This window comes from Methyloversatilis sp. XJ19-13 (assembly GCF_024580155.1).
In the GTDB taxonomy this organism is placed as follows: Bacteria; Pseudomonadota; Gammaproteobacteria; order Burkholderiales; family Rhodocyclaceae; genus Methyloversatilis.
In genome coordinates this window covers 1-293 of the sequence record NZ_JANINH010000022.1, presented here as the reverse complement: position 1 = coordinate 293, position 293 = coordinate 1, and positions in this window count along the sequence as shown.

Here is a 293-nt window from a genome sequence, read left to right as displayed (position 1 = left end):
GGGCTGCGGCCGCACATCGCGCGCTGCACGCCGACTTTCGCCCTCACCCCCGGCCCCTCTCCCGCTGATGCGGGAGAGGGGAGCTGACCTTCGCCCGATGCAGCGCAACGGACAGTGCGCCATTTAATCCTTGCCCACCAACACACAGCAGGCCCGACGCCGTGCCGCCCCTCACCCACCACAGCACCGTGAGGCCAACGCCTTCCAACCCTCGCCCGCATCAGCGGGAGAGGGTGGCGCGCAGCGCCGGGTGAGGGCTGCGGCCGCACATCGCGCGCTGCACGCCGACTTTC